Below are 841 nucleotides of genomic sequence, written 5' to 3'. Positions count from 1 at the left end.
GCGACCAGAAGGGGCGCGAAGGGAATCAGGAACGCTTCGAGACGGACGACGGACAGAAGAGTGAGCGCCTGTGAGGTAGACCGAATCTGACCACGTCGGGTTCGATGACGCACCTGATGGTCGCTCACTCTTCTGTCCAGTCGAGGACCAGCTCGGAGCCGGAGCGATCGTGTCGGCGCTCTCTGCTCGGGGCATCGATCACACGGCTCCGGATGCTGCGGTGGCCGCGGAGGGCTTCCATGCGCTCCGCGGCGCCGTGCGGCACATGGTCGGTGCGAGCGGTTCCGGCCACGAGCTCGCCGACGGAGTCATGGCGACCGCCCGCATCGAAGCGTCGGGGCTGGTGCCGACATCGGTGGCGGACGCTGCCGTGCTCGACGCGGTCGATCTCGTACCGGTGCTGCGCGACGGATCGTTCACCCGTTTCGAGTGACGCCCGCTTCGGGTGCGGTTATTCCGCCAGATGCCGCGGGGCGGGCGCTGCTTCGGTTCGAGGCACGTAGGGTCGTGGCATGAGGTACCTTCCCGCTGTCGTCGTCGATGTCGTGCTCGTGCTGATCTTCGCCGCGATCGGCCGCGCCTCTCATGACGAGAACCCTGCCGGTTTCCTGCTCACGGCGTGGCCCTTCCTGATCGCCCTGCTCATCGGGCATCTCCTCGCCGCGCTGCTGCCCGGTCGGCCACGCCGCCCCTGGTCCGTGCTGTGGGGTGCCGTGGTCTGGATCGTGACGGTCGCGGGAGGAATGCTCATCCGCGTGCTCAGCGGCGACACCGCCGAGGTGCCGTTCATCATCGTGGCGACCCTCGTGCTCGGGGCCTTACTGGTCGGCTGGCGCGCGAT

At 68.1% G+C, this 841-nt stretch carries 2 protein-coding genes; both read left to right on the top strand.

Features of this window, described 5'->3' with window-relative positions; translation table 11 throughout:
- Window positions 1-169: 169 nt before the first annotated feature.
- The gene (locus tag KZA10_RS16420; protein ID WP_218683428.1) at window positions 170-433 is read left to right on the top strand and encodes a hypothetical protein; all 264 of its coding nucleotides are present in this window, start codon (window positions 170-172) and stop codon (window positions 431-433) included.
- 79 nt (window positions 434-512) lie between these two features.
- Window positions 513-841, top strand: a 329-nt coding sequence (locus tag KZA10_RS16415) for a DUF3054 domain-containing protein (RefSeq protein ID WP_218683427.1), incomplete at its 3' end; no start/stop codon positions are given.

It is taken from the genome of Microbacterium sp. BF1 (assembly GCF_019279095.1).
GTDB lineage: Bacteria > Actinomycetota > Actinomycetes > Actinomycetales > Microbacteriaceae > Microbacterium > Microbacterium maritypicum.
Note: the sequence above shows the minus strand (reverse complement) of the source record. Positions and strands in the feature narration are given on the sequence as shown.